General features: G+C 72.0%; 22 protein-coding genes. 9 read left to right on the top strand and 13 right to left on the bottom strand.

Translation table 11 applies throughout. The features are described from left to right. Window position 1: 1 nt before the first annotated feature. From AQJ64_RS07205 to AQJ64_RS07185, 4 genes are all read right to left on the bottom strand, one after another. Window positions 2-772, bottom strand: coding sequence for an SDR family oxidoreductase (locus AQJ64_RS07205; protein ID WP_055631893.1), 771 nt, complete (start codon window positions 770-772; stop codon window positions 2-4). A 214-nt stretch (window positions 773-986) separates the two neighbouring features. Further along, window positions 987-1,973 carry a small ribosomal subunit Rsm22 family protein gene (locus tag AQJ64_RS07195; RefSeq protein WP_055631891.1) on the bottom strand — a complete coding sequence of 329 codons (987 nt, stop codon included), beginning with the start codon at window positions 1,971-1,973 and terminating at the stop codon, window positions 987-989. Window positions 1,974-2,005: 32 nt separating this feature from the next. Then, window positions 2,006-3,163, bottom strand: coding sequence for a serine hydrolase domain-containing protein (locus AQJ64_RS07190; protein WP_055631890.1), 1,158 nt, complete (start codon window positions 3,161-3,163; stop codon window positions 2,006-2,008). Beyond that, window positions 3,127-4,401 (bottom strand): multidrug effflux MFS transporter, encoded by a 1,275-nt coding sequence (locus AQJ64_RS07185; protein WP_059202490.1) that lies wholly within the window; start codon window positions 4,399-4,401, stop codon window positions 3,127-3,129. Before AQJ64_RS07185 ends, AQJ64_RS07190 begins: the two co-directional genes overlap by 37 nt. 87 nt (window positions 4,402-4,488) lie before the next feature. On the opposite strand from AQJ64_RS07185, the gene AQJ64_RS07180 reads away from it, so the two are divergent. The 3 genes from AQJ64_RS07180 (at window position 4,489) to AQJ64_RS07170 (ending at window position 6,929) form a co-directional block, all read left to right on the top strand. Continuing rightward, window positions 4,489-5,484: a Gfo/Idh/MocA family protein gene (locus AQJ64_RS07180; RefSeq protein ID WP_055638785.1), complete on the top strand. Its 996-nt coding sequence runs from the start codon at window positions 4,489-4,491 to the stop codon at window positions 5,482-5,484. Between the two features lie 16 nt (window positions 5,485-5,500). After that, complete coding sequence (locus AQJ64_RS07175) at window positions 5,501-6,124, top strand: TetR/AcrR family transcriptional regulator (protein WP_055638786.1); 624 nt, start codon at window positions 5,501-5,503, stop codon at window positions 6,122-6,124. A 97-nt stretch (window positions 6,125-6,221) separates the two neighbouring features. Continuing rightward, the gene (locus tag AQJ64_RS07170; protein ID WP_055638787.1) at window positions 6,222-6,929 is read left to right on the top strand and encodes a bifunctional DNA primase/polymerase; all 708 of its coding nucleotides are present in this window, start codon (window positions 6,222-6,224) and stop codon (window positions 6,927-6,929) included. Window positions 6,930-6,953: 24 nt separating this feature from the next. On the opposite strand, the gene AQJ64_RS07165 is transcribed toward AQJ64_RS07170, so the two are convergent. Genes AQJ64_RS07165 through efeO form a run of 4 tightly spaced genes read right to left on the bottom strand, consistent with a single transcriptional unit; the run spans window position 6,954 to window position 11,231 of the window. Next, window positions 6,954-7,967 carry an SCO2278 family lipoprotein gene (locus tag AQJ64_RS07165; RefSeq protein ID WP_079061503.1) on the bottom strand — a complete coding sequence of 338 codons (1,014 nt, stop codon included), beginning with the start codon at window positions 7,965-7,967 and terminating at the stop codon, window positions 6,954-6,956. After that, entirely contained in the window at window positions 7,915-8,799 is an 885-nt protein-coding gene (gene efeU, locus AQJ64_RS07160) for an iron uptake transporter permease EfeU (protein ID WP_055638789.1), read from the bottom strand. Before efeU ends, AQJ64_RS07165 begins: the two co-directional genes overlap by 53 nt. A 3-nt stretch (window positions 8,800-8,802) precedes the next feature. Next, window positions 8,803-10,080 carry an iron uptake transporter deferrochelatase/peroxidase subunit gene (gene efeB, locus AQJ64_RS07155; RefSeq protein ID WP_240512981.1) on the bottom strand — a complete coding sequence of 426 codons (1,278 nt, stop codon included), beginning with the start codon at window positions 10,078-10,080 and terminating at the stop codon, window positions 8,803-8,805. A gap of 11 nt (window positions 10,081-10,091) precedes the next feature. Next, window positions 10,092-11,231 (bottom strand): iron uptake system protein EfeO, encoded by a 1,140-nt coding sequence (gene efeO / locus AQJ64_RS07150; protein ID WP_055638790.1) that lies wholly within the window; start codon window positions 11,229-11,231, stop codon window positions 10,092-10,094. 855 nt (window positions 11,232-12,086) lie between these two features. Between efeO and AQJ64_RS07145 the strand changes: the two genes are divergently transcribed. Both AQJ64_RS07145 and AQJ64_RS07140 read left to right on the top strand, forming a co-directional pair. Beyond that, on the top strand, window positions 12,087-12,740 hold the full coding sequence (locus tag AQJ64_RS07145) for a PhzF family phenazine biosynthesis protein (protein WP_055638791.1): 654 nt from the start codon (window positions 12,087-12,089) through the stop codon (window positions 12,738-12,740). Between the two features lie 144 nt (window positions 12,741-12,884). Beyond that, complete coding sequence (locus tag AQJ64_RS07140) at window positions 12,885-13,109, top strand: hypothetical protein (protein ID WP_055638792.1); 225 nt, start codon at window positions 12,885-12,887, stop codon at window positions 13,107-13,109. 88 nt (window positions 13,110-13,197) lie between these two features. Here AQJ64_RS07140 and AQJ64_RS07135 read toward each other — a convergent pair whose 3' ends face one another. Both AQJ64_RS07135 and map read right to left on the bottom strand, forming a co-directional pair. Further along, a complete protein-coding gene (locus AQJ64_RS07135; protein ID WP_055638793.1) occupies window positions 13,198-13,845 on the bottom strand; it encodes a biliverdin-producing heme oxygenase in 648 nt (215 codons plus the stop codon). Between the two features lie 112 nt (window positions 13,846-13,957). Continuing rightward, on the bottom strand, window positions 13,958-14,815 hold the full coding sequence (gene map, locus AQJ64_RS07130; protein WP_055638794.1) for a type I methionyl aminopeptidase: 858 nt from the start codon (window positions 14,813-14,815) through the stop codon (window positions 13,958-13,960). 58 nt (window positions 14,816-14,873) lie between these two features. On the opposite strand from map, the gene AQJ64_RS07125 reads away from it, so the two are divergent. Further along, window positions 14,874-15,104: a hypothetical protein gene (locus AQJ64_RS07125; RefSeq protein ID WP_055638795.1), complete on the top strand. Its 231-nt coding sequence runs from the start codon at window positions 14,874-14,876 to the stop codon at window positions 15,102-15,104. A gap of 108 nt (window positions 15,105-15,212) precedes the next feature. Here the strand turns inward: AQJ64_RS07125 and AQJ64_RS07120 are convergent, their stop codons facing one another. Both AQJ64_RS07120 and AQJ64_RS07115 read right to left on the bottom strand, forming a co-directional pair. Continuing rightward, the gene (locus AQJ64_RS07120; protein WP_055638796.1) at window positions 15,213-16,520 is read right to left on the bottom strand and encodes an MFS transporter; all 1,308 of its coding nucleotides are present in this window, start codon (window positions 16,518-16,520) and stop codon (window positions 15,213-15,215) included. Window positions 16,521-16,656: 136 nt separating this feature from the next. Next, a complete protein-coding gene (locus AQJ64_RS07115) occupies window positions 16,657-17,253 on the bottom strand; it encodes a hypothetical protein (RefSeq protein WP_059202489.1) in 597 nt (198 codons plus the stop codon). Window positions 17,254-17,356: 103 nt separating this feature from the next. Here AQJ64_RS07115 and npdG point away from each other — a divergent pair, with 103 nt between their 5' ends. Together npdG and AQJ64_RS07105 are read left to right on the top strand one after the other, a co-directional pair. Then, complete coding sequence (npdG, locus tag AQJ64_RS07110; RefSeq protein ID WP_059202488.1) at window positions 17,357-18,073, top strand: NADPH-dependent F420 reductase; 717 nt, start codon at window positions 17,357-17,359, stop codon at window positions 18,071-18,073. A gap of 54 nt (window positions 18,074-18,127) precedes the next feature. After that, window positions 18,128-18,307 carry a hypothetical protein gene (locus AQJ64_RS07105; protein WP_055638376.1) on the top strand — a complete coding sequence of 60 codons (180 nt, stop codon included), beginning with the start codon at window positions 18,128-18,130 and terminating at the stop codon, window positions 18,305-18,307. Here AQJ64_RS07105 and AQJ64_RS07100 read toward each other — a convergent pair. Beyond that, window positions 18,297-19,097: a site-2 protease family protein gene (locus AQJ64_RS07100; protein WP_055638377.1), complete on the bottom strand. Its 801-nt coding sequence runs from the start codon at window positions 19,095-19,097 to the stop codon at window positions 18,297-18,299. The two genes, AQJ64_RS07105 and AQJ64_RS07100, sit on opposite strands and share 11 nt — an antisense overlap. Before the next feature lie 104 nt (window positions 19,098-19,201). Here AQJ64_RS07100 and AQJ64_RS07095 point away from each other — a divergent pair, with 104 nt between their 5' ends. Further along, a complete protein-coding gene (locus AQJ64_RS07095) occupies window positions 19,202-19,675 on the top strand; it encodes a DUF6578 domain-containing protein (protein WP_055638378.1) in 474 nt (157 codons plus the stop codon). Window positions 19,676-19,737 lie beyond the last annotated feature (62 nt).

Below are 19,737 nucleotides of genomic sequence, written 5' to 3'. Positions count from 1 at the left end.
CTCACCCACGCCCCACGTACGGCATCGCCGTCGCCAACACCGTCGCGAACTGCACGTTCGCCCCCAGCGGCAGCTCCGCCATGTGCCGCACCGTGCGCGCCACGTCCGTCACATCCATCACGGGTTCCGGCGTGATCTCGCCGTTGGCCTGGAGCGCGCCCGTCTCCATCCGGGCCGTCATCTCGGTCGCCGCGTTGCCGATGTCGATCTGCCCGACGGCGATGCCGTACGCCCGCCCGTCCAGGGACAGGGACTTGGTCAGCCCGGTCAGCGCGTGCTTGGTCGCGGTGTACGGCGCCGACAGCGGGCGCGGCGAGTGCGCCGAGATCGAGCCGTTGTTGATGATCCGTCCGCCCCGCGGTTCCTGCTCCTTCATCTGCCGGAACGCCGCCTGCGCGCACAGGAACGCCCCGTTGAGGTTGGTGTCCACCACATGCCGCCAGGCGTCGTACGGCAGGTCCTCGAACGGCACACCGCCCGGCCCGAAGGTCCCCGCGTTGTTGAACAGCAGATCCAGCCGCCCGAACCGCTCCCGCACGGCGGCGAACAGGGCGGCCACGTCCGCGGGATCCGAGACGTCCGTCCGTACGGCGAGACCCGCGGCCCCCGGCACCAGCGCCGCCGTCGCCTCCAGGGTCTCGGCCCGGCGGCCGGCGAGCCCCACCGACCAGCCCGTGCGCAGCAGTTCCACGGCGACCGCCCGCCCGATACCGGATCCGGCGCCCGTGACGACCGCGACCTTCCCCTGTCCAGTGCTCTCCTTGGGATTCATGGGCCCGCAGCGTATGACAGGAAATGCTGGTCGGGCATGCGGCATGCGAACTCGCCGGTCCGCCCTTCGCCTTGTACCGGATCGGCCACGTGGCGATCCCGGCTGCCGGGAGGGCAGTCGTCGGGCGCGCTCGTCGCGTCAAGCCCCCCAGGGCGCCCCCTCAGCACGCCGCGTCCTTCGTCACCGAGGCCGGCGACCAGGGACTGAAGCCCGCCTAGGAAACCGGCGGCCAGGTGTCGCCCCAGTCCGCGTCGCGGGCCGCCCGGTACAGCTCGCCGTGCTTCTTCGTCACCGTCGTCCGGGTCAGCCGCTCCTCGGTCTCGCACAGGTCGAGGAGCACCTGTCCCTTGCGGATCTGCGGCCGGCGTACGACACGGGAGGGCGCGGGGGAGACCGGGAAGCGGGCGGCGGCGACGTACGAGAACTTCTCGTCCTCGTACGGCAGGGAGCCGCCCTTGACCTGCCGGTGCAGGGAGGAGCGGCTGACCCGCGCAGAGAAGTGGCACCAGTCCGTGCCGGGCACGATCGGGCAGCCGGCGCTGTGCGGGCAGGGCGCGGCGATGTGGAAACCGGCGGCGATCAGCCGGTCGCGGGCCTCGATCATCCGGGCGTAGCCGTCCGGGGTGCCCGGCTCCACGATCACCACGGCCTGCGCGGCTCCGGCGGCGGCGTCCACCAGCGCGGCGCGGTCGGGGGCGGCCAGCTCGTTGAGGACGTACGAGACCGTCACGAGGTCGGTCGGGTCCAGCGCGAGGGCCGACCCGATGCGGGCGCGCCGCCAGCGGACGTCGCCGAGCGCCGGGTTCGCGGCGGCGATCTCACGGCCCAGGGCCAGCGCGGGCTCCGCCCAGTCGAGCACCGTCACCGGGCGCGACCCGTCCCAGACGGTGCTCACCGCCCAGGTCGCCGCCCCCGTCCCGCCGCCCACGTCCGTGTGGCTGCCCGGGGTCCACTGCGGCACCGCGTCCGCGAACGCCTCCAGCGCCGAGCACACCGCCTCGAAGGTCGCCGGCATCCGGTACGCGGCATAGGCGGCCACGTCCGCGCGGTCCCGCAGGATGGGGGCGTCGGTGGGGGTGGACCCCCGGTAGGCGGCGATGAGCCGCTCGACGGCCGCGGCGGCCTGCCTGGGCGGCAGGCCGTCGAGGAGTTCCCCGAGGGCGCTACGGAGGGTTTCGGCGGCGGAGACGGAGACGTTCACCCGCTGATTTTCTCAGGTCGCGGCCGGCGGGTTCACCGCACCGCCCTCGCCATCCGCGTCCCCGCCAGCGCCCGCGGCCCGCTGTCCGGGGTTCTGCGCACCGGATGGACCGTGTTCGCCAGCAGGACCACGAAGGTGTCCGTGGCCGGGTCCAGGACCAGGGACGTACCGGTGAAGCCGGTGTGGCCCGCCGCGCCCCCGCCGGACAGCTCGCCCATGAACCACGGTCGGTCGACGGCGAAGCCCAGCCCCGGCGGGGTCAGCAGCAGCTCCACGAAGTCCGGGCCGAGGATGCGCGCGGGGCCGTAGGAACCGCCCGCGAGCAGGGTGCGGCAGAAGACGGCCAGGTCGCGGCCGGTGGAGAACAGGCCCGCGTGCCCGGCCACCCCGCCGAGCGCCCACGCGTTCTCGTCGTGCACCTCGCCCCGCAGCATCCCCCGGTCCGCCTTCGCCCACGGCCGCCGCTGGTCCTCGGTGGCCGCCGCGCCCGGGCAGGGGCCGAAACGGGTCGAGGTCATGCCCAGCGGCCGGGTGATCCCCTCGTGCACCAGGACGTCCAGGGTCCGCCCGGTGAGGCGCTCCAGGAGCTGCTGGAGCAGGAGCATGTTCAGGTCGGAGTAGACGTACGTACCGGGCTCCCCGTCCGGTGTCTGTGCGCGCAGGAGCTCCAGGCGCTCCCTGTCGTCCGCGCAGTCGTACAGCGGCAGTTCGGGGCGCAGGCCCGAGGTGTGGGTGAGGAGCTGCCGGACCGTGATGCCGTGCGCGGCGGCCCCGCGGAAGTCGGGCAGATAGGCGCCGACCCGGGCGTCGATGCCCAGCGTGCCCCGCTCGATCTGCTGCACGGCCGCCACCGAGGTGCACAGCTTGGTGAGGGAGGCCAGGTCGAAGGGGGTGTCCACGGTCATCGGAACCCGTGCCCCGGGCGGCAGCTCCACCCCGGCGTCGGCGCGCGGGTCGTAGGACGCGTACCGCACCGCCCAGCCCGCCGCCTCCTGGACGGCGATCACCGGGCCACGGCCCGCGACGACCACGGCGCCCGCGGCCCAGGGCCGGTCACCGGTGGTCAGGTCCCTGACGTCGAGCGCGAGGAGGCGCATCTCCTCCGGGTCGAGCCCGGCCCGTTCCGGGGTGTCGACGCGCAGTCTCGGTGCGCTCAGCTCTCCTCCACGGTCTGTCTCCAGGGACGGCACATTCCCATGAAACAGGCCAGCGCCACCAGCGCGGCCGCCAGTTGGACGACGGCCATCGGGACGGCGGTGTGCTCACCGGCGATCCCGACCAGCGGGGAGGCGATCGCGCCGATGAGGAAGGAGGAGGTACCCAGCAGCGCGGAGGCGGACCCGGCGGAGTGCCGGACCCGCATCAGGGCGAGCGTCTGCGCGTTGGGCAGCGTCACCCCCATCGCCGACATCAGCACGAACAGGGCCGCCGCCACCGGCGCGAGACCCACCTCGCCGAACACTCCCGACGCCATCAGCAGCAGCGCGGCCGCCGCCAGCGCCACCACCGTCAGCCCCACGGCCAGCACCCGGTCCAGCCGGACCCGGCCCACCAGCACCTTGCCGTTGATCTGCCCGACCAGCACCAGCCCCACCGAGTTGACCCCGAACAGCAGACCGAACGTCTGCGGGGAGGCGCCGTAGATCTCCTGGACGACGAACGGGGACGCCGAGATGTACGCGAACAGCGCGGCGAAGGCGAAGCCGCCGGCGAGCAGGTATCCGGTGAAGGAGGCGTCGGCCAGCAGCCGGCGCATCGAGCGCAGGGCCTCACCCACCCCGCCCCCGTGCCGCCCGGCGGGCTCCAGGGTCTCCGGCAGCCGGGCCCACACCAGCACCGCCAGGGCCAGCCCCACCACCGTGAGCAGCGCGAACACACCCCGCCAGTCCGTCACCCGCAGGATCTGCGCCCCGATCAGCGGCGCCACCACCGGCGCCACCCCGGAGATCAGCATCAGGGTCGAGAAGAAGCGGGCCATCGCCACACCGTCGTAGAGGTCACGGACCACGGCCCGCGCGATCACGATCCCGGCCGCGCCCGCGAGACCCTGCGCCAGCCGGAACGCGATCAGCAGCTCCACGGTCGGCGCGAGCGCGCACAGCACGGTCGCGACGACGTACACCGCGAGCCCGGCCAGCAGCGGGCGCCGCCGTCCCCACCGGTCGCTCATCGGCCCGACCACCAGCTGCCCCAGCGCCATGCCCGCCAGACAGGCGGTCAGCGTGAGCTGGACGGTCGCCGCGGGCGCGTGCAGACCACGGGTGACCTCCGGCAGCGCCGGGAGGTACATGTCCATCGACAGCGGGGGAGTGGCCGTCAGACCGCCCAGGACCAGGGTGACGAGCAGACCGGTCCGGCGCCGGCCGGCCGACGGCGGCGCGACGGCCGTCGTCTCCGACACCTGAGGTGTCGCCCCGCCCTCCGGCATGCCGCCGCCCCTCCCTCATCCCTGTCCTGGCCACCTATGCTCTCAGCTCGGAACGACTGCTGGTACGGCACGAGGACGGGACGGGGTATGACGACGGACACGGTGCGATGGGGAATCCTGGCGACCGGCGGCATAGCCGCCGCGTTCACGGCGGACCTGGTCGACCTGCCCGACGCGGAGGTCGTCGCGGTCGGCTCCCGCACCGAAGCCTCCGCACAGGCCTTCGCCGAACGCTTCGGCATCCCCAGGGCCTACGGCGACTGGGGCGCGCTCGCCGAGGACACGGACATCGATGTCGTCTACGTCGCCACCCCGCACTCCGCCCACCGCACCGCCGCCGGCCTCTGCCTCAAGGCCGGGCGGGCCGTGCTGTGCGAGAAGCCGTTCACGCTCAACGTGCGCGAGGCCCAGGAACTCGTCGCCCTGGCCCGCGACAACGGCCGCTTCCTCATGGAAGCCATGTGGATGTACTGCAACCCGCTGATCCGCCGCCTCAAGGCCCTCGTCGACGACGGCGCGATCGGCGAGGTGCGCACCGTCCAGGCCGACTTCGGCCTCGAAGGCCCCTTCCCGCCCTCTCACCGGCTGCGCGATCCCGCCCAGGGCGGCGGCGCCCTCCTCGACCTCGGCGTCTACCCCGTCTCCTTCGCCCACCTCCTGCTCGGCGAACCCGATGGCATCTCCGCCCAGGCCGTCCTCTCCGCCGAGGGCGTCGACCTCCAGACCGCCCTCGCCCTGTCCTGGGACTCCGGCGCCCTCGCCGCCCTGCACTGCTCGGTCGCCGGCGGCACCGGCACCACCGCCTCCGTCACCGGCTCACGCGGCCGCATCGACATCCCCTCCGGGTTCTTCCACCCCGACCGGCTGGTCCTGCACCGCGCCGGACGCGACCCCGAGGAGTTCACCGCCGACCCCGCCGACGGCCCCCGCACCACCCTCCGCCACGAGGCCCGCGAGGTCATGCGCGCCCTGAGGGCCGGCGAGACCGAGTCCCCGCTCGCCCCGCTCGACGGCACCCTCGCCGTGATGCGCACCCTGGACGCCGTACGGGAACGGATCGGGGTGCGCTACCCCCACGAGTAGGCCGTACCGTCGACCCATGGTCACCCAGCCCGCCAGACCGGCCCCCGACACCAGCCGCCGCAGCGAGAGGTCCCGCCGCGCCATCTACGAGGCGGCCCTCTCGCTCGTCGCCGAGACGGGCTACCCGAAGACCACGATCGAGGGGATCGCCGCCCGCGCGGGCGTCGGCAAGCAGACCATCTACCGCTGGTGGGGGTCGAAGGCCGACGTCCTGCTGGAGGCGTTCCTCGACCTCGGCGAGCAGGCCGCCGAGGCCGCGGGCCACACGCCGGACCCCCTCCCCGACACCGGGGACCTCGCCGCCGACCTCAAGGCCGTCCTGCGCGCCACCGTCGACGAACTCCTCGACCCCCGCTTCGAGGCCCCCGCCCGCGCCCTGACCGCCGAGGGCGTGGTCAACGAACCGCTGGGCCGCGAGTTCGTCGCCAAACTCCTCGAACCCCAGCTCCAGCTCTACGTCGACCGCCTGCGCTCCGCCCAGCGCGCCGGCCAGCTCCGCCCCGGGATCGACCCGCGCATCGCCCTCGAACTCTTCGTCTCCCCGCTCGCCCAGCGCTGGCTCCAGTACACCGGCCCGATCTCGTACGACTACACGGACACCCTCGTCGACTACGCCCTGTACGGACTCGCACCCCGCTGACGGGTTTTGCCCCGTTTGGGGGTACGGGACCCCCGATGCGCAGGATGATGGGACCATAAGGCATGCTGTCCGCATCACCAGCGAGGCGAGGGGATAGATGAGCGCGGAGTTCGGCGGCCCGATCGGCCTGCGGGGCAGACTCGCCCGGTGGCTGCGCGGAAGCGGCCCGACGCAGACCGCCGACGCCGGCGGCCGTGAGGCCCTGCTGCTCGCCGCCGCCGGGGCCGGACTGCCCCTCGCGCCCGCCGCGCACCCCGCCGCCGACTACCGCTGCTCCTGCGACCGCGTCGGCTGTCCCACCCCGGCCCGGCACCCGGTGTCCTTCGCCTGGCAGACCCAGTCGACCACCGACCGCGCCCAGATCGAGCGGTGGGCCCGGCACCAGCCGCAGGCCAACTTCATCACCGCGACCGGTATGACCCACGACGTCCTCGACGTCCCCCTGGAAGCCGGCCGCGAGGCCCTCGACCGGCTCCTCGGCGCGGGCGTGGAGGTCGGCCCGGTCGCCGAGAGCGACGACGGCCGCCTCCTCTTCTTCACCCTCACCCGGGGCACCCCCGAGGACGAGGACGAATGGTGGCCCTGCGAGCTGGACTGCCACCCCGAGACGATGGACGAACACCCCGGCCTGCGCTGGCACTGCCGGGGTTCCTACGTCCTCGTACCCCCCGCCCGCCTCCCCGGCGACGACGGCCGGTCGGTCCACTGGCTGAGAGGCCCGGAACACCCCCTCCCGGACCCCCTGAGCCTCCTGGAAACCCTGACGGACGCCTGCGCCCGCCATGTAGAGGCCTTCGGCCTTTAGGGTTTCACTCCCCCCTTCGGGGTTTCACTCCCCCTTCGCGGCGGTCAGCCCCTCCAGCCGGCTCAGCAAGGACACCTTCCCGTCCCCGGAGCCCTTCACCGGGTCCAGGGCGATCTCGTTCGCGACGAACTCCATCGTCAGCGACTGCTTGATCTCCCCGGTGGTCAACGCCTTCACACTCACGTTCGGCGCCGGCACGGACGCCCCCGCCGCGGCCGTCTGCTTGACGTAGTGGTGCGAGGAGAAGAACACCAACGCCCCGCCGTCCGCCGTCCGCAACGCCAGGGGAGCGAACTCCCCACCGGTCAGCGGCTCGTCGACGTACTGCTGCACCAGCCCCGGCTTCTCGGCGTTCTTCGCCCGCGTGGTGCGCAGGGTGCTGGTGTACGCGCCGTCCGCGAACACACCCCCGCCGTCCTTGAGGTAGGCGGTGTACTCCTTGCTCAGGTCCCCCGGCGCCCGCGTCAGTTCGGCGGAGTCCGCCGGTACCGCCTCGGCCCAGCCGTCCTTGTCCTTGCTGAACCTGGGCATCGCGCCCTGCGCCACCAGCGTCAGATACGTTCCCTGCCACGGCTCGGAGAGGTCGCCCCGGGTGAACACCAGCACCCACCGGGCGTCACCCCCCTTGTTCGCCGTGGCCTCGGCGACGAACCAGCGCGGCCAGCCCGCCTTCTTGGGGATCGTGTACGTCGCGTCCGACAGCACCAGCGGGGTGTGCTGCGGGTTGCCGCCGGGGTTGTTGACCTTCCCGGCCTTCAACCGCGCCGCGTCGATGGCCCCGAGGGCGCCGGTCGTGTACGCGGCGTCCAGGGAACCGTCGTACGCCTGGTCCGCCTTGTTGTACGCGGCCGTGAACTGATCGAGCGCCTTCGCGGCCTCCGCCGGGGTCGCCGAGGGGAGCACCACGCGCTCCCCGTGGACGACCACACAACCGCTCGCCGTCAAGGACAAAGCCGTCGCGGAGGCCGCCCACAGCGCGCTCCGCTCAAGCCTGCGGAGCCTTCGACTGCCTCGATCCGCGGTCGTCAGGTGCGTCATCAGGAGCCTTCACCTTCCCCTTCCCGGAGGCGAACCCTACCGGGGCGAGGAACAGCGCGAGCGTGGGGACCAGGTACAGCAGCCACACCGTGACCTGGAGGACGGTCGGATCGGGCTGGAAGTTGAACACGCCCTTCAGCAGCGTTCCGTACCAGCTGTCCGGCGGGATCGTGCCGCTGATGTCGAAGGCGAGGCTGTTCAGCCCCGGCAGCCAGTCGGCCTCCTGGAGGTCGTGGAAGCCGTACGCCAGCACGCCCGCGGCCACCACGACGAGCATGCCACCCGTCCAGGTGAAGAACTTCGCGAGGTTGATCCGCAGCGCCCCGCGGTAGAACAACCAGCCCAGGAACACGGCCGTCGCGAGGCCGAGGGCCACCCCGATCAGCGGGCGCGGGGTGCCGTCACCGGCCGCGTGCACCGACGCCCACACGAACAGGGCGGTCTCCAGGCCCTCCCGGCCCACCGCGAGGAACGCGGTCGCGACCAGCGCGCCCGTGCCCATCGCGAGGGCGGCGTCCAGCTTGCCGTGCAGCTCCGACCTCAGATGCCGGGCGGTGCGCCGCATCCAGAAGACCATCCAGGTCACCAGGCCGACCGCGAGGACCGACAGTGAGCCGCCGAGCGCCTCCTGCGCCTCGAACGTCAGCTCCTGCGAGCCGAATTCGAGGACACAGCCGAAGCCCATCGCGATCAGGACGGCGATCGCGATCCCGGTCCACACCGGCTTCAGCGCGTCCCGGCGGTCGGTCTTCACCAGGTAGGCGATGAGGATGCAGACGACGAGCGAGGCCTCGAGACCTTCGCGCAGGCCGATCAGATAGTTGGAGAACACGGGCTACGCCTCCTCGGAGAACAGCGTCCGGCCCCACCAGTCGTCCTTGTCCCGGACGCCCGGCGGCACGGCGAAGACGGCCGAACCCACGTGCTGGATGTACTCGTTGAGCGCGTCGGTCGCGAGATTGCGCTGGATGCGGATGAACCCGTTGCTCACGTCGCGCATGTAGGCCAGGAAGAACAGGCCCGCCTCCAGGCGCCCCAGACCGTCGGTGCCGTCCGTGAAGGAGTAGCCGCGGCGCAGGATCGTCGACCCGTGGTTGGCGTCGGGGTGCGCGAGCCGTACGTGCGCGTCGGGCTTCATCGCCTTCAGGAACGGCTCGTCACGCTCCTTCGCCTTGCCGACGGGCGCGCCCTCGCCCTTGTCCCGCCCGAACACGTCCTCCTGCTCCTGGAGCGAGGTGCGGTCCCAGGTCTCGATGTGCATCCGGATCCGCCGGGCGACGACGTACGAGCCGCCCACCATCCACTCGGGCCCGTCCTTCTCGCCGACCCACACGAACTTCTTCAGCCGGTCGGTCTCGGTGCCCGCGATGTTGCGGGTGCCGTCCTTGAAGCCCATCAGGTTGCGCGGGGTCTGCGCGTCCGGGGTGGTGGAGGAGGTCTTGCCGAACCCGAGCTGCGACCAGCGGATGGAGACCTTGCCCATGCCGATGCGGGCCAGGTTGCGGATGGCGTGCACGGCGACCTGCGGGTCGTCGGCGCAGGCCTGGACGCACAGATCGCCGTTGGAGCGGCTCGCGTCGAGGGCGTCCCCGGCGAACTTGGGCAGATCGACGAGCGCGTCGGGCCGCCGGTCGGCCAGCCCGAACTTCGCGAAGAGGGACGGCCCGAAGCCGATGGTCAGCGTCAGCCGCGAGGGCTTGAGGCCCAGGGCCTCACCGGTGTCGTCCGGCGGGGCCTCGGCGAGTCCGCCGTACGCCCCGTCGCCGACCGTCTTCCCGGCGGTCATCCGGCGCGCGGCGGCCGTCCAGTCCTTGAGCATCTGGACGAACTCGGCGCGGTCGGTGGTGTCCACGTCGAACGCGGCGAAGTGCAGCCGGTCCTGGACGGGCGTGGCGATACCGGCCTGGTTCGCGCCGTGGAACGCGACCGCGGCACCGGTCTCGGCGGCCGTCGGCTCGACGTCGTCGCCGGTGCGGGTCATCGCCACCGCGCCGCCGGCCGCGACGGCGCCGAGCGCGAGCCCGGCCCCGCCCCACCCGATGAGCGACCGCCGGGACGGGTTGGTGTCGTCCTTGGTCTCGGTGATCCCGGTCGTCCCGGTCATCTCGGTCATTGCCGTACCCCCTACTTCACCACGGCCGCGGCGAGCTTGGAGAGGGGCTCGGCGAGCGCGTTCACCGCGTCCGAGAGCTCCTTGCGCTGTGCCTCGGTGACCTTGTCGTAGGAGACGAAGTCGTACGAGGCCTTGTCGGTGCGGTACTTGTCGAGCAGCGTGTTCAGCGCGGCGAACTGCTTGTCGAGCTCGGTGGTCAGCGCCTTGTCGTTGGTCTGCGCGACCGGCTTGAGCAGCTCGTACGCCTTCTGCGCGCCCTCGACGTTCGCCTTGAAGTCGGAGAGGTCGGTGTGCGAGTAGCGGTCCTCCTCGCCGGTGACCTTGCCGGTGGCGACCTCGTCGAGCAGTTCCTTGGCGCCGTTGGCCATGGAGGTCGGGGTGATCTCGGCCTTGCCGACCCGGTTCTGCCAGTCCTTCAGGTCGGTGACGAGCTGGTCGGCGAGGGTCTTCTCCTCGTCGCCGATCTTCTTGTCCTCCCAGAGGGACTTCTCCAGCCGGTGCCAGCCGGTCCACTTCTGGCCGTCCTCGAGGCCGTCCGCGCGGGTGTCGGTCAGGGGGTCGATGTCCCCGAAGGACTCGGCGATCGGCTCGGTGCGCTCCCAGCCGAGGCGCGAGGGCGCGTAGGCCTTCTTGGCGGCTTCGAGGTCGCCCGCCTTGATGGCCTTGGCGAAGGTCTCGACGAGCGGGATGGTGGCGTCGGCCTGCTCCTGGGCGTACTCGCGGTAGTCGGCGACCGCCTTGTCGAGCTTGGGATCGCGCTGGGCCACGCTGCCGCCGGTGACCTTGAGGTCCTGACGGATGCCGGTGCCCTTCATACCGGGCTTGCAGGCGATCTGGTAGGTGCCGGCCTTCACCTCGGCGGTGACGCGCTGCTTGGTGCCGGGCCCGATGTTCTCCCGCTCGGTCACCACCCGGTCGTCCGGGAAGAGCACGTACACCTCGGTGACCTTGGAGCCCTTGTTCTCTATGGAGAGCTCGACGTGTCCGGCGGAGATCTCCTTCTTGGAGGTCTTGCACGCGGAGTCGGTGGCGGTCACGTTGATGATGCGGTCGCCGTCTTTCGCATCGCTCTTCTCGGTGCAGCCGGTGACGGCGGTCAGTGCGGTCACGGCGGCGACGGCGGTGACGACGGACAGTCTGGCGGCTCGCATTCGGGCTCCCGGCGATGGCGGAATATTCACGTGACGGGACTCACGAGGATTGGTGAGCCTCGCCTAACTTATCCAAGGCTTACCTGCGTAATACCCGCCTGTGCCGTGATTCAGCTCTCATAGACGGTGTAAGAGCACGAGATGATCACGGTGGCTCAAAACAGACCCCAATGAAAGGTCAAAGGAGATTCAAAGATTCCGCTTCGGGGGCACGGTGAGTGCTCCTCACCGGAGAACTCCTGATGCCTGAGCTGGGCCGGCACCCGGCCGGGCCCGACCCGGGCCCGCTCATCGCCGCTCGACGCGGAGAACGGCCGCGCGGCGAAGCCGCCCGAGCGCGGCGAGCAGCGTCGACTTCCCGGCCCCGTCGGGCCCCACCCGTGCCGGCACCTGCCCGGCCCGGCCTGCATGTCCGCCCACTGGAGCACGTCCCGCCCTGCGAGCCGCACCCCCCCGGCGGCTTCGGCGAGCACCGCTCCCGGGGCAAGCGTTCCGGGAGCCGCGGACCGACGACGAACGCGCCCTGCGTCGGAGCCCCGGCGCACCCCGGCGAGGCCCCGACGAGCAGCGCCGGCACGATCCTCGGGACCGCACGTTCCACGGCACCGACTCCGCGACCCGGTCCAGCTCCCGTCCTGCGGGCCCGAGATGGTGCTGCACGGAGGCGAGCACGTCCCCGACCGGCGTCGCGCAGGCCCCGGGTGCCCCGGCCACCGGCACGAGCGCGAGCGGCGCCGGCACCAGCCCGAGGGTGAGCTGCCCCGCGGCCCCACGCCGTTTCCGTGGCGGCTCACCCGCTGCCTCGTCCGCTCACCTGTCTAAGGCACCCCGTCCGGGCGGTGCTTCAATTCCGGAGTGACTGATTACGACGTGCTCCGCGTCTTCTGCGCGCCGAACGGCGGCTACGGCAACGAACTGGGCGTGGTCCGCGAAGGCTCGGTGCTGCCGGACCGGGAGGACCGCCAGGCCCTCGCGGCGAAACTCGCCTTCAGCGAGACGGTGTTCGTCGACGACCCCGAGCGCGGGATCATCGACATCTACACCCCCACCGCCCGCCTGCCGTTCGCCGGCTACCCCTGCGTCGGCGCCGCCTGGCTGCTCGACGTCCCCGAACTGGTCACCCCGGCCGGGGTCGTCGGCGCCCGCCTGGACGGGGAGTTCAGCTGGATCGAGGCGCGCGCGGAATGGGCTCCGCCGCGCACGTTCCGCCAGTACGCGAGCGCCGCCGAGATCGACGACCTGAGCGTGCCGGCGCCCGGCGAGTGGATCTACGCCTGGGCCTGGGAGGACGAGCCCGCCGGCCGGATCCGCGCCCGCGGCTTCCCCGGCCGCGGCGACGGCATCGAGGAGGACGAGGCGACCGGAGCCGCCGCGCTCCTGCTCACCGAGCAGCTGGGCCGCGCCCTGAACATCACCCAGGGCGCGGGTTCCCAGATCCTCACCGCCCCGCAGCCGTACGGATGGGTGGAGATCGGCGGCCGGGTCCGTCTGGAGGGCGCCGAGCGCTGATCGCCGGGGGATGAGCGCCGAACGATACATCCGGCCGCGGGCGTCCGTGGTGTTCCGGGCGGCCGTACGGGTGGTCCCGCGTGTGCGCCGGGAGCCGAACGGTTACCTCTGGCGTGACCACTCCGCCTCCGCGAGAGGAGCATCATGCGTATCCGATCAGTTCTGGCCGCCACCGTCCTGGGGATCGCCCTGGCCGCCGCCGGTGCGACGAGCGCCACCGCCGACGAGGGGCCGCGCCACGGCGGCCACTACGGCTCGGAAGCCGAGTACGGCGTCGACCACGAGCCCGTGTGCAGCCCGTACATCGGCAAGATCGACACGGTCTCCAGCGACATCTTCTGGGGTGGCGCGCACTGCGGCTGGTTCTGACCGGACCGGACCGCGGCAGACGGCGGGCCCCTTCCCGCCACGGGGAAGGGGCCCGCTGCCGTATCCCGGTCCGCGGCCGTCGGCGGCCTCAGGCCGACAGCGGGAACTCCTCGCCCAGCGCCCGGAACACGGCCGTGTTGAGCGCGAAGGCCCGCTTGCACTCGGCGACGATCCGCTGCTTCTCCAGGTCGTCCGCCCGCACCGCGTCGAGCAGTTCCCGGTAGTCCCGCTTGAAGGCCGCCGGGTTGCCGATCCCCTCGAAGACGTAGAAGCGGACGCCGTCGCCCCTCTTCTCGAAGCCCCAGGCCTTCTCGGCCCGGTCGCGGATGATCTGGCCTCCGGAGAGATCGCCGAGGTAGCGCGTGTAGTGGTGGGCGATGTACCCGGCCGGCCAGTCCTCGGCGCAGGCGCGCACCCGGTCCGCGTACGCCCGCGTCGCCGGCAGGGCCGACAGTCCCGCCCGCCAGTCCGCTCCCCGCAGATGCGCCAGGTCCCGCTCCAGCGCGGCCAGCCGGAACAGTTCGGGCCGCACGAACGGTCCGGCCACCGGGTCCGACGCCAGCCGCCCGGCGCCGGTCTCCAGTGCCTCGTAGACGAACCAGAGCTGCTCGGTGTAGCGCGCGTACGCCTGCACGCCGAGCCGGCCGCCCAGCAGGTCGCTCATGAACGTCGAGGTCTCGGCCTCCCTGTGCTGCTCGTGGGAGGCGGTGCGGATGACGGTCGAGAAGGAGTCCATACGGCCCATCCTCCAAAGTAAGGCTTACCTAAGTCAATGCTTTTGCCGACACCCTGTCGGTAAAAGCGTACAAGAAAAGGCCCGCTCCGCACGGGGAGCGGGCCTTCGCCTCCTACGGCAGCGTGAGGATCTCCGCGCCGGTCTCCGTCACGACCAGCGTGTGCTCGAACTGGGCGGTGCGCCGGCGGTCCTTGGTCACCACGGTCCAGCCGTCGTCCCACATGTCGTAGTCGTGCGTCCCCAGCGTCAGCATCGGCTCGATCGTGAAGGTCATCCCCGGCTGCATCACGGTCGTCGCGTGCGGGCTGTCGTAGTGCGGGATGATCAGCCCGGAGTGGAACGAGGAGTTGATCCCGTGGCCGGTGAAGTCCCGGACCACGCCGTACCCGAACCGCTTGGCGTACGACTCGATGACCCGCCCGATGATGTTGATCTGCCGCCCCGGCCGGACCGCCTTGATCGCACGGTTCAGGGACTCCCGGGTCCGCTCCACCAGCAGCCGGCTCTCCTCGTCGACGTCCCCGACCAGGTAGGTCGCGTTGTTGTCGCCGTGCACCCCGCCGATGTACGCCGTCACGTCGAGATTGACGATGTCGCCGTCGCGCAGCACCGTCGAGTCCGGGATGCCGTGGCAGATCACCTCGTTGACGCTGGTGCACAGCGACTTGGGGAAGCCGCGGTAGCCGAGCGTGGAGGGGTAGGCGCCGTGGTCGCACATGTACGCGTGCGCCACCCTGTCCAGTTCGTCGGTCGTCACCCCCGGCGCGATCAGCTTGGCGGCCTCCTCCATCGCCCGCGCGGCGATCCGCCCGGCGACCCGCATCGCCTCGACGGTCTCCGGGGTCTGCACCTCACCACCGGTGTACGGCTTCGGCGCGGGCTTGCCCACGTACTCGGGACGGCGGATGTTTCCGGGCACGGAACGGGTGGGGGAGAGTTCCCCGGGCACGAGCAGCGACTGGCCAGACATACCGGCGAGTCTATCGAGCGGCCACGGGGGAACATGTGGGTGGCGAAAGGAGCCGGTCATGCCCCTGTTCAAACGGCGCGTCACGGGAAAGCCGGGCGAGTGGTACTACTGCCTGGAGCACAAGAAGGTCGAGGAGGGGCCGGACTGCCCCGGCAAGGACCGCTTCGGCCCGTACGCCTCCCGCCAGGAGGCCGAACACGCCATGGAGAGCGCCCGCGAGCGCAACCTCCAGTGGGAGAACGACCCCCGCTGGCACGACGCCCCGAAGACCGAGGCCGGTGACGACTAGGGCCTGTCGTTCGGATCGGGCCGCAGGAAAGTGACGGTGCGACGGGGCCCCTCCCGCGCGAGCGCGGCCGAGCGTGGGGGAGTCGGCGAGTGTCAACGACGCTCGTGATCAGTACACCTGGCCGCCGGTGACCGGTGCGGGCGTCTGTGTCGTGCGCCGCTCGCGTTCGCGGGCCGCGTGCTCGTCGGTCCGTACGTCGTAGCGCATCAGCGCCGGGAGGCACAGGGCCAGCAGCCCCACCGCGCCGGCGCACAGCGCTCCGCCCGACCACACGGACGTCCGCACCCCCAGCCAGGCCGCGAAACCGCCGCTGCGGACCTGGCCCACCGTCGGCCCCACCGAGTACGACAGCAGCTCGATCCCGGCGAGCCGCCCGCGCAGCTCGTCCGGGATCGTCTGGTTCCACATCGCGCCCCGGAAGATCCCGCTGACCATGTCGCACCCGCCCGCGAGGGTCAGACAGAGCAGCACCAGCCATACGTTGCCGACGAGCCCCGCGCCCGCGATCGCCACGCCCCACAGCGCGGCCGAGAGAACCACCGCCCGCCCGTGCCGGTGCACCCGGGAGGTCCATCCGCTCGTCAGGCTCACCAGCATCGCGCCGGCCGGCACGGACGCGTACATCAGGCCCAGCGACCACTCGGCGTCCAGCTCGTCGGCGAGGAACGGCAGCACGGCGAGCGGCATGGCCAGGAACATCGCGGCGAGGTCCACGGCGTACGTCCCGAGCAGCTCCTTCCGGCCCCAGGCGTACCGGGCGCCCTCGGTGATCGCCTGCCAGGACGGCTTCGCCGCCTCGTGCACGGCGGGGGAGGCGGCGATGCCCACGGTCAGGGCGACGGAGACGGCGAAGGTGAACGCGTCGGCGGCGTAGGCCCAGCCGAGGCCCGCGTACGCCACGACGATGCCCGCGACCGCCGGTCCCGCCACCCCGCCGACCGTCCAGCGCAGCGAGTTCAGCGCGGTGGCGGCCGGCAGATGCTCATGGGCGACGATCCGCGGCCACAGCGAGTCCAGCGCGGGCCGCTGCACGGAGTACAGCACGGCCGAGAGCCCCGCGACGAGATACAGCGGCCACACGGCGGGCTCCGGCAGCAGCGCGTTCACCAGCAGCGCGGCACTGAGCAGACCCTGCCCGACCTCCGTCCACACGATCAGGGTCCGCTTGTCGAGGGCGTCCGCGAGCGCGCCCCCGTACAGCCCGAACACGACGAGCGGCACCAGCTCCACGGCCCCGATCGCCCCCACCGCCGCCGCGGACCCTGTCAGCTCCTTCAACTGCACCGGCAGCGCGACGAACGTCAGAAAACTCCCGAAGTTCGAGATCAGCCCCGAGAACCAGAGCCGCCGGAAGTCACGGGAGGCCCGCCAGGGGGCGAGATCGGGAAGAAGCGCGCGCAGTGAGTCGGTAACCACGAGGGGCCATGGTCGGCGGACCGGGGGAGGAGGGCAACGGGTTTTCCCTGACCAGGGAGTTTTCCCCACCAGGAAGCTTTCCCCAGCAGGAAGTCCTCCCTCACCAGGAAGTCCTCCCTCACCAGGAAGTCCTCCCTCACCAGGAAGGCGGGGGCGGGGCCGTCAGGGACTCCGCCAGCCGTGAGAGGCGGTCACGGAAACCCCGCCGCACCCGCGCCGAGCGTCCGCATTCGCCCGCCGCCGCGCTCACCAGGTGCTGCACGGTGTCCAGGTCCAGCTCCGAGCCGTCCGGCACGGACAGCGTCTCGTGGGACAGAGCCGTCAGCTCACCCTCCCCGGGACCGAGGGACAGCACCGTGAGTCCGGAGCGCCGTGCGTCCGCCACCCGCTCCAGCAGCGCCGGATCACCTTCCGGGGAGGCCACCAGCAGCGTCTCGCCCCGCCGCGCCGCCTCGAGCCGCCCGAGGCCCACCGCGAGATGCGCGGGGTCGCGGGGACGCGCGTGATGCCGTACGAGCGTCGGCGCCAGTTCCGGCGTACCGGACCACGCGGCCTCGTCCACCAGATGCGCCGCGAGATGCCAGGGCTCGTACGCCGCCGTCCCCACCAGCAGCAGCCCGCCCCCGTGCGAGACCACCGATCCGCGCAGCACCGCGCCGAACCTCCGGGTGGCCCCCAGCCACTCCGTCCCGGCGAGCACCTCGCGCAGCAGCGCGACCCTTACGGCGTCCATGCGCCCGCATCCTGCCCCAGCCGCCCCGCCTCCGCCCCCGCTTCGCCCCCGATTCACCCGACACGGCGGAAGCGCCCTCGCCGCCCCCACGTAAAGTCGGCCCATGACCTCTACCGACAGCGCACAGAACGCCCCCGCGAAGGCCCCCGCCAAGGACCCGTGGGACCTCCCCGACGTCTCCGGACTGGTCGTCGGCGTGCTCGGCGGCACCGGCCCGCAGGGCAAGGGTCTCGCCTACCGTCTCGCCAAGGCCGGCCAGAAGGTGATCATCGGCTCGCGCGCCGCCGACCGCGCGCAGGCCGCCGCCGAGGAGCTCGGGTACGGCGTCGAGGGTGCCGACAACGCCGAGACCGCCCGCCGCAGCGACATCGTGATCGTCGCCGTGCCGTGGGACGGGCACGGCAAGACCTTGGAGTCGCTGCGCGAGGAACTGGCCGGCAAGCTCGTCGTCGACTGCGTCAACCCGCTCGGCTTCGACAAGAAGGGCGCCTACGCCCTCAAGCCCGAGGAGGGCAGCGCCGCCGAGCAGGCCGCCGCCCTGCTGCCGGACTCCCGGGTCGCCGCCGCCTTCCACCACCTCTCCGCCGTCCTCCTCCAGGACCCGGCGATCGAGGAGATCGACACCGATGTGATGGTGCTGGGAGAGGAGCGGGCCGATGTCGAGATCGTGCAGGCCCTGGCCGGCCGCATCCCCGGGATGCGCGGTGTCTTCGCCGGCCGTCTGCGCAATGCCCACCAGGTCGAGTCGCTGGTCGCCAACCTGATCTCCGTCAACCGCCGCTACAAGGCCCACGCGGGACTGCGCGTCACGGACGTATGAGCGCATGGGGGACACTGGTCGCCGTAGCAGTGTCCCCCGACAGGAGCCCCCGACATGCCCCGCCTCGCCCTCTACACCCTGATCGTCTGCCTCCTCGCCACCGCCGCGGCCGTGGTCTCCTTCGTGCAGGGCAGCTTCCTCGGGATCGTCTGGGTGCTGCTCGCCGGTCTGTCGTCCAACATGACCTGGTACTACGTCAAGCGGGACAAGGCCCGCAAGTCCGTCACCGGCTGACCGCGCAGTACTCGTTCGTCTCCTGCCAGAAGCGGTAGAGGTTCTGGCCGCAGTACGTGTCGAAGTCGCTGACGCCGAGACCGCGCAGCACCGCGTCGACCGCGTCGAAGAACACGGCGTTGACCGACGGCACCCACAGCAGCGCGAACACGAACAGCAGTCCGAACGATGCGAACGGCTCCACCTGCCGCTTCACGTCGTGCGGCAGCCAGGGCTCGACCACGCCGTACCCGTCGAGGCCGGGCACCGGCAGGAAGTTCAGGATCGCCGCCGTGACCTGGAGCAGCGCGAGGAACGCGAGCGCGTACTGGAAGGCGGCCGGCACCCCGTCCAGGGCGTCCAGCCAGAACGGCGCCGTGCACACGGCCGCGAACAGCACGTTCGTCAGCGGACCGGCCGCCGAGACCAGACTGTGCTGCCAGCGCTTGTGGATCCGCCCCCGCTCGATGAACACGGCACCGCCCGGCAGACCGATCCCGCCCATGATCACGAAGATCACCGGCAGCACGATGCTGAGCAGGGCGTGGGTGTACTTCAGCGGATCGAGGGTGAGATACCCCTTCGCGCCGACCGTGATGTCACCGCTGTGCAGGGCCGTACGCGCGTGGGCGTACTCGTGCAGGCACAGCGAGACGATCCAGGCCGCCGTCACGAACAGGAACACCGCCAGTCCGGGCTGCGCGGCGAACCCGGTCCAGGTGGCCCAGCCGGTGACCGCGGTGACGGCCAGGATCCCCACGAAGACCGGGCTGATCCTCCGGTCGCCGTTACGGGTGGTGGCGGTGGTCATGGGGCCCCCTGAGCTTCTCGGCACGCGTGGAACGGCCCGACCGTACCGGGCGCACCGGGAAAACGTCTCGCGGTGGCCCCCCGGTTCCGTGGAAAGGTGGGGACATGGGGCTGTGGCAGGTGTTCTACGAGGACTGGCAGATGGAGTGCTGCGGTGAGCCGTTCGCCGTCGGCGACGAGGTGAGCTGGCCGCTGCTGCTGCAGCGGGACTCCGCCGACCTGCTGGGCGGCGGCTGGGACGAGCACCTCACCGAGGGCGACGCGTGCGACGAGCTCTTCCCCGGCGGCCGGGTCCCTCCGGACGGGCTGCTCGTCGTCAACGGGCACGGCGGCGGACCGCGGGTGACCGGCCGGGTGCGGGCCGTCCGGGTGGTGAACCAGGTGTACGAGGAGAACCCGCCCGGTTCGCGCACCTGGGAGCCGGTACGCGGGGAGCGCACCCTGCGCCCGGTGGACCGCTGCCCGAAGTGGTTCGACGCGGGCACACCGGACGCGCGGGGCCGGCAGCCCCGTGAGTCGGGCGTGCTGGTGACCCTGGAGATCCCTGATCCCGGCCCGGACCGGGCCCCGGATTCCTGACCGCCGTACCCCTGATCCGACCCTGATCCGACCCAGGTCCGCCCCTGCGCCGCACCTGACCC

The sequence above is a fragment of the Streptomyces griseoruber genome (assembly GCF_001514205.1).
Lineage (GTDB): Bacteria > Actinomycetota > Actinomycetes > Streptomycetales > Streptomycetaceae > Streptomyces > Streptomyces griseoruber.
This window is presented reverse-complemented; position numbering and strand designations above follow the sequence as displayed.

Coding starts and splice junctions, on each gene's coding strand:
- AQJ64_RS07175 (WP_055638786.1), top strand. CDS start 5,501: ATGGTCACCCAGCCCGCCAGACCGGCCCCCGACACCAGCCGCCGCAGC.
- map (WP_055638794.1), bottom strand. CDS start 14,815: ATGTCTGGCCAGTCGCTGCTCGTGCCCGGGGAACTCTCCCCCACCCGT.
- efeB (WP_240512981.1), bottom strand. CDS start 10,080: ATGACCGAGATGACCGGGACGACCGGGATCACCGAGACCAAGGACGAC.
- npdG (WP_059202488.1), top strand. CDS start 17,357: ATGACCTCTACCGACAGCGCACAGAACGCCCCCGCGAAGGCCCCCGCC.
- AQJ64_RS07135 (WP_055638793.1), bottom strand. CDS start 13,845: ATGGACTCCTTCTCGACCGTCATCCGCACCGCCTCCCACGAGCAGCAC.
- AQJ64_RS07140 (WP_055638792.1), top strand. CDS start 12,885: ATGCGTATCCGATCAGTTCTGGCCGCCACCGTCCTGGGGATCGCCCTG.
- AQJ64_RS07170 (WP_055638787.1), top strand. CDS start 6,222: ATGAGCGCGGAGTTCGGCGGCCCGATCGGCCTGCGGGGCAGACTCGCC.
- AQJ64_RS07185 (WP_059202490.1), bottom strand. CDS start 4,401: ATGCCGGAGGGCGGGGCGACACCTCAGGTGTCGGAGACGACGGCCGTC.
- AQJ64_RS07100 (WP_055638377.1), bottom strand. CDS start 19,097: ATGACCACCGCCACCACCCGTAACGGCGACCGGAGGATCAGCCCGGTC.
- AQJ64_RS07180 (WP_055638785.1), top strand. CDS start 4,489: ATGACGACGGACACGGTGCGATGGGGAATCCTGGCGACCGGCGGCATA.
- AQJ64_RS07165 (WP_079061503.1), bottom strand. CDS start 7,967: ATGACGCACCTGACGACCGCGGATCGAGGCAGTCGAAGGCTCCGCAGG.
- AQJ64_RS07205 (WP_055631893.1), bottom strand. CDS start 772: ATGAATCCCAAGGAGAGCACTGGACAGGGGAAGGTCGCGGTCGTCACG.
- AQJ64_RS07095 (WP_055638378.1), top strand. CDS start 19,202: ATGGGGCTGTGGCAGGTGTTCTACGAGGACTGGCAGATGGAGTGCTGC.
- AQJ64_RS07115 (WP_059202489.1), bottom strand. CDS start 17,253: ATGGACGCCGTAAGGGTCGCGCTGCTGCGCGAGGTGCTCGCCGGGACG.
- AQJ64_RS07125 (WP_055638795.1), top strand. CDS start 14,874: ATGCCCCTGTTCAAACGGCGCGTCACGGGAAAGCCGGGCGAGTGGTAC.
- efeO (WP_055638790.1), bottom strand. CDS start 11,231: ATGCGAGCCGCCAGACTGTCCGTCGTCACCGCCGTCGCCGCCGTGACC.
- AQJ64_RS07105 (WP_055638376.1), top strand. CDS start 18,128: ATGCCCCGCCTCGCCCTCTACACCCTGATCGTCTGCCTCCTCGCCACC.